Consider the following 6503-nt stretch of genomic DNA (forward strand, 5'->3'; position numbering starts at 1 on the left):
TGAAGTTAGTTCGGCAGTAGATAAAATAGTAGCAGAAATGTTAACTAATTATCTAGAAGAACATCCCAATGAAGCTAAACAAATTGTACAAAAAGTTCTTCTCGCAGCTAAAGCGCGTCAGGCTGCTAAAAAAGCTAGAGAATTAGTTCAGAGAAAATCTCCTTTAGGAGGAAGTGGTTTACCTGGGAAATTAGCTGATTGTTCTTCACGTAATGCAGAAGAAAGTGAATTATTTTTGGTCGAAGGGGATTCTGCAGGTGGAACTGCTAAACAAGGAAGAGATAGAAATTTTCAGGCTATTCTACCTTTAAGAGGTAAAATTCTTAATGTTGAAAAAGCGGTAAGTTATAAGGTTTTTGAAAGTGATGAAATAAAAAATATTTATACAGCTTTAGGAGTTTCTGTAGGAACAGAAGAAGATTCTAAAGAATTAAATCTTACTAAACTTCGCTATCATAAAGTAGTAATTATGACTGATGCGGATGTTGACGGTTCGCATATTACCACACTGATTTTAACATTCTTTTTTCGTTATATGAAAGAGATGATTGAGAAAGGATATATTTATATAGCTACTCCTCCATTGTATTTATTGAAAAAAGGAAATAAGGAATATTATGCATGGGATGACAAACATAGGGAAGAAATAGCTGCTGAATTAGGTAATGCTCAAGGAAAAGGTTTTTCTGTTCAAAGATATAAAGGGTTAGGAGAGATGAATGCTGAGCAGCTTTGGGATACAACTATGAATCCTGAAAAAAGAACTTTACGACAGGTTACAATTAATAACGCATCAGAAGCCGATCGTATTTTTTCAATGCTAATGGGAGATGATGTTCCTCCTCGTAGAGAATTCATTGAAAAAAATGCTGTGTATGCAAATATAGATGCTTAAAAATTGATTAATATAAATTATAAAAAGCCTATCTAAGGATAGGCTTTTATTTTTTTACAGTTTTTTTATGAATTATAAACTTCAGAATGTATTACCTTTATAATGTTTTGATTTTCTTTATCAAGTTCTATTTCCCGTAATGACATTAATTTCATAGGATAACTTTTTCCATCTCCATGATATGAGGGTTGTTTATATTCAATGGTATCCCACAATTTAAAACCTAATCGTTCATAAAAAACGATACGTCTTTCGTCCCAATGTGAAGTGGGAGGTTCTACTTCTAAAACAATAGGTAATGAAATTTTTTCAATGAAAAGATTTATAACTTTACTTCCATAGCCAATACGTCTAAATTCAGGTAAAATGGCAAAATGTTCTACAAAAATAAAATCTCTTAATTTCCAATAATTAAAAAATCCTATTCTTTCATTTTCTTTAATACATAATAATATTTTAAATTTATCTCTATTATCTTCATAAAGATTTAACATTTGATCAATAGGTCTTCTTTCTTCTATAGGAAATGAGTTCAAATATATATTTTGTAAAAACATAATTTCACTTTGATCTAAAAGATTTAGTTTTTCAAGTTTCATTTAATGATGGAATTAAGCTTATAAAAAAATATTTATTTAAAAATTTCACGAATATTATATATATATTAATGATTGTCAAAATAATTTGGTGATTTTATGTCATTTTCATCATTGATATCTTGATCTATACCATTAATTTCTTCTTCATCATGTTGATTACTAGATATATTTATTTTATTCTCATTATGATTCAAATTTTCATTAGAATCATCAGATAAGACTTTACCTTCTAATAAGTCCAGTGAATTTTGAAATCCTTGTATAACCATACTTTGAGATATAAGCTCTTTATCAATTTCAAGATTTCTGTTTTTTAGAGTTTGAATTTCACCCTCATTTATAATGATTCTATCTTTAATTTTATTAATATTTTCACGTTCTTTATCCGAAATATCTTGATTTGATTTTAAACTAACTTTTTTATAATCTTCTTGCAAAGTTTTTTCTAAAGCAAAAATTTTATCAGAATTTCGTATTTTATCTTTATTGAGTTTAATACTGTAACTTTTCGCATAGGTAAGATCATCAAGTGTACATGACTTTTGTACATCTAATTTAAAATTTTCAAGAACAGGAATTGCAATATCTTTTTCAGAAATATTTGAATTAATATATGTATTTGACATGTCTTGAAAAGATGTAAATACAGTCATAGTTTTGTTATCATTATATTCATAAGCAAAATTTCCAATCCAACTTTCTCCAGATGGTGAAAATTTAATATCAGAACCGTAAACCTTATTTATGACACCTCCTTTAATTTTACCTCCTTGCTTTTTAATAAAATTTTTCCAAGTATTTATGAGTACATCTTTATTACAAATAGGTATTGAAAAGCTTAAAGATTCCATTATCTTATTTTTTTCAGTATAAGAGGATTCCTCAATATTTTGGGCTTGAGAAAGAGTGCTATATATAAAACCTAAAATTAAAATTGATATTTTTTTCATTTATCTAAAGATTTAATATAATGGGCGGCAATTTCATTTCCCGAACTAACGGATTTCATAGCCCATTGTATTTTTAAATTAATTTTTTCATTTTCACTTAATTGCCAATTTAAAGTACTATTTTCCAATTTATTTCTCATTTCATAAAAACAAATTCCTGCGGCTACTGATACATTTAAACTTTCAGTAAAACCTTTCATAGGAATTTTAACACATAAATCGGCAAAATTTAAAGTTTCTTCATTAATTCCTTTAAACTCGGTACCAAAAATTAATGCAGTAGGTTGAGAAATAGAAAAATCTTGTATATCTATAGCATTTACTTCAGGTGAAATCGCTACTAATTGATATCCCATTGCTTTAATTTCTTTTAAAGTTTCGATATTCGAAGATTTATATGATATATCTATCCATTTATCAGCACCTCTTGCAACAGCACTTTCAGGTTTAAATTCATTTCTTTTTTCTAAGGCAATTAATGATTGAAATCCAAAAGCTTCCATGCTTCTTACAATTGCACCTGCATTACGGAATTGAAATATATCTTCAATAATGGGTAGTATATAATTAGTTCTATAATTAACTAAATTTTCAATTTTTTCATATTTTTCTTTCGATATATGACCGGCTAAATAATTATATAAGTCTAAATTTTTTTGGAATTCATTTGAAATCATGTTTCAAAAATAATAATTAAAGCTGTTAATATTTTCATAAATTGCATTTTAAACTCTAAATATAGATGAAACGTAAGATTTTATTAATTTATACAGGAGGTACAATCGGGATGATTAAAGAATATGGTTCCGAAACTTTAAAACCATTTAATTTTAATGCACTTATAAAGCATATTCCGGAGATTAAGCTTATCGATGCTGAAATAGATATTCATGTTTTTGAAAATCCCATAGATTCCTCAGATATTGATATAAGTAATTGGATATTTCTAGGTAATATACTCGAAAATTCATATAATAATTATGATGGATTTGTTATTTTACATGGAACTGATACAATGTCTTATACAGCGTCAATGATGAGTTTTATGCTTCAAGGTTTACAAAAGCCTGTAATATTCACGGGATCTCAACTTCCTATTGGAGAATTGAGAACAGATGCAAAAGAAAATTTAATAACATCTATTTATTATGCAGCTTTGTATGAAAAAAATAGTCCGATTATAAAAGAAGTATGTATTTATTTTGAATATAAATTATATAGAGCTAATAGAACAACCAAATTTTCAGCTGAACATTTTGATGCGTTTATTTCTCCTAATTATCATATATTAGGTGAATCAGGAGTAAATCTTAATGTTTTTAAAGAATATCTTTTAACACTTAATTCTAAAAAATTTATAGTTGATAAAAATATTAATAATAAGATAGATATCTATACTTTCTTTCCAGGTAAAAATAGTAAATTATTAAATAAAATTATTTTTGATAGCGATGTTGAAGGAATAATTTTAAGAACTTATGGATCTGGCAATATACCTTCAGATAAAGAAACTTTATATACTATTTCAAAAGCAAGAGAAATAGGAAAAGAAATTGTAGTCATAACACAATGCATTAGAGGTTGTGTAAATTTTGGCAAATATTATAATAGCCTTATTTTTAAAGAGCTAGGGGTTATATCTGGATATGACATAACTATAGAAGCAGCAACAACTAAACTTATGTGGCTACTTGGTAAAGATATAAGAGATAAAAGACTAAAAAATCACTTTGAAAATAGTTATTCAGGTGAAATTACTAATAAAAAATAATTATAATTTATAAATATTGATTCTTATAATATTTAAAATAAATATATTTTTATTATTGAATTCTGTTATTTAATACTCTTGTATCTTATAACTATTTTTTATGTATATCAATTCATATTTAATATAAGTTTATATTATTTAGAAAAAGTAAAAATAAGACACACCAATATTGGATGTATTATGGATTTTTAACCATTTTCCATCTTTCGAATAATAATTATTATTTTTGTAAATATCATTAAGTCCAAAATTATATCGTACACCTATTTCATGTTTTCTTAAAAAACTGATTCCACCACCAACTCCGGCTGAAATATCAAGTTTTGAAACCCCACCGTACCATTTTTTATCTAAAAGTTTATTTTTTTGACTTATAAGATATCCTAACTGAGGTCCAGCTTCGATAAAAAATTCATGAGTATCTCTACCTCTACAACAAGGTGGAAAGAAAAAATCTGAAAAATAAAATTTAATCATTAATGGTACATTAATATATGTCTGGTAAAATTTTACATTCATATCTTTACCATCTTTTTCACCTTGTTCAGAATAAACGATTTCAGGTTTAAAAAACCAATTGTCATTGTAATCATTTAATGGTATTTGAGCAAATAAACCAACTGCTGGAGCAAAAGCACGAGTTTCAGAGTTTTTATGCACATTTCTGACATTGGTAAATTGTAAACTTCCTTTTACACCAAATTGTACTTGAGATTTCAACGTAGAAAAACTTAATATAAAAGTTACTACATAAATAATCGGTAAATTTTTTATCATTTTAATATATATTATAATTATGAGTATAACCTATAAACTATGTAATTCATAATATTAATTAGCGCAAATATAATGATTAGTTTTTATTTATAAATAAAGAAAATAAAAAAAAGGGAAATTTGCTCAATAAATATAATTTTTTGTAACAAATGACAATAATTTTACTAAATTATTGATCTTTTTTTATTTAATTTATTAAAATTCATAAGTTAAAATAATTAAAATTAAATAATTATTTTATATTAAAATACATTATCTAATAAAATATTTAAATTATACTTCTTTCAAAAAGTTAATATTTGTCAAATAAATCATTAAAAATTTTAATCATTTCTTTGAAACTTTATATAATTTTATATTATTCATTAAGATTAAAATTTATAATTAAAAATATAAAATTAAAATAATTTTTTTTATTATAAAAGAAAAAAATCATATTTATTTAAAAAATGTAAGATATAGATAAAATTAAATAAATTATTGTTATAAAAATAAGATTAATTATGTTATAATTTTAAATTTTATATAATGTTTTCTTAAATTTTGTACTAAATGTTTCTAAATAATTTTATATAAATTATAATATTATCAAATTAATTAATAATAATATCAATATAAATAATTAAATTTTTTATATATTATTTTTATATATGAAAATTTCATTAATAGAATGTATATTTGATATATATTATTAAAATTATAGGTTATTTTTTTAAATACTATATATAATTAATATTAATTTTTATTAATTAAATATTTTTTTTTAATTTTACAAAAATTAACACTAAAAAAATAGCTATGAAATTCAAAAGATATTTATCAATTCTTAATTTAGAAAATTCTTTATTGTTGATTACTTTATCGTTACTCTACCATGTTGCTAAAATGCTAAAAAAAGTTACTTCCTAAACTAGATAATCCTTTTAAATAAAAAATATCCATTTTAATTATATTTATTTAAAATTCATAATTAAAATCTACTCTAAATTTTTTATAAATAATATAAAATTAATTTAAATTTTGCTTATGTTTAATAATGAAATTAAGAATTATTGCTTTATATACTAAGAATATGAAATTAATTTATAATAATTATTGTAAAACATGGTTATTTAAAATAAATTTTTATCAAAAAATTGATAATGAATTTATTGAATTAATATGATTCTTTTTTGATATGGATATTCCATATACTAAAATATAGTATAAATTTTAAAATATAATATATTAATATTTTATTTTAAAAGATTCATAATAATTTTTAAAATATTATAATTTATGTAATTTGATATAAATAATCTACCAATATAATTTACCTTTTATAATTTATAAATCGATAAAATAATGAGTTATTGATCAATAATTTAATTGCGGTTTTAAATAAATAAGGCTTTTACTGTCTCTATTTCTTGGCAAATCATCTGATAGAGCACATTTATTACAGGCTGCCTGCCATGATTTATTACTTTCAAATAAATTAAACAGTTACATTCTTCTTGAACAGCACTTAT

At 23.3% G+C, this 6503-nt stretch carries 6 protein-coding genes; 2 read left to right on the plus strand and 4 right to left on the minus strand.

Going from position 1 to position 6503, the window contains the following annotated elements; genetic code table 11:
- Nucleotides 1-895: toprim domain-containing protein (locus tag M3Z80_RS08530; RefSeq protein WP_293919173.1), on the plus strand; the 895-nt coding region annotated here is incomplete at its 5' end.
- Between the two features lie 65 nt (nt 896-960).
- Here the strand turns inward: M3Z80_RS08530 and M3Z80_RS08535 are convergent.
- The 3 genes from M3Z80_RS08535 to M3Z80_RS08545 form a co-directional block, all read right to left on the minus strand.
- Nucleotides 961-1494: a GNAT family N-acetyltransferase gene (locus M3Z80_RS08535; protein WP_293919174.1), complete on the minus strand. Its 534-nt coding sequence runs from the start codon at nt 1492-1494 to the stop codon at nt 961-963.
- A 65-nt stretch (nt 1495-1559) separates the two neighbouring features.
- Entirely contained in the window at nt 1560-2444 is an 885-nt protein-coding gene (locus M3Z80_RS08540; RefSeq protein ID WP_293919176.1) for a hypothetical protein, read from the minus strand.
- A complete protein-coding gene (locus M3Z80_RS08545) occupies nt 2441-3121 on the minus strand; it encodes a TrmH family RNA methyltransferase (protein WP_293919177.1) in 681 nt (226 codons plus the stop codon). The genes M3Z80_RS08540 and M3Z80_RS08545 overlap by 4 nt, the downstream gene beginning before the upstream one ends.
- 65 nt (nt 3122-3186) lie before the next feature.
- Here M3Z80_RS08545 and M3Z80_RS08550 point away from each other — a divergent pair, with 65 nt between their 5' ends.
- Complete coding sequence (locus M3Z80_RS08550) at nt 3187-4215, plus strand: asparaginase (RefSeq protein ID WP_293919178.1); 1029 nt, start codon at nt 3187-3189, stop codon at nt 4213-4215.
- Nucleotides 4216-4353: 138 nt separating this feature from the next.
- Here the strand turns inward: M3Z80_RS08550 and M3Z80_RS08555 are convergent, their stop codons facing one another.
- A complete protein-coding gene (locus M3Z80_RS08555) occupies nt 4354-4992 on the minus strand; it encodes a porin family protein (protein WP_293919179.1) in 639 nt (212 codons plus the stop codon).
- Nucleotides 4993-6503 lie beyond the last annotated feature (1511 nt).

It is taken from the genome of Apibacter sp. (genome assembly GCF_025291155.1).
GTDB lineage: Bacteria > Bacteroidota > Bacteroidia > Flavobacteriales > Weeksellaceae > Apibacter.

Coding starts and splice junctions, on each gene's coding strand:
- M3Z80_RS08550 (WP_293919178.1), top strand. CDS start 3,187: ATGAAACGTAAGATTTTATTAATTTATACAGGAGGTACAATCGGGATG.
- M3Z80_RS08555 (WP_293919179.1), bottom strand. CDS start 4,992: ATGATAAAAAATTTACCGATTATTTATGTAGTAACTTTTATATTAAGT.
- M3Z80_RS08535 (WP_293919174.1), bottom strand. CDS start 1,494: ATGAAACTTGAAAAACTAAATCTTTTAGATCAAAGTGAAATTATGTTT.
- M3Z80_RS08545 (WP_293919177.1), bottom strand. CDS start 3,121: ATGATTTCAAATGAATTCCAAAAAAATTTAGACTTATATAATTATTTA.
- M3Z80_RS08540 (WP_293919176.1), bottom strand. CDS start 2,444: ATGAAAAAAATATCAATTTTAATTTTAGGTTTTATATATAGCACTCTT.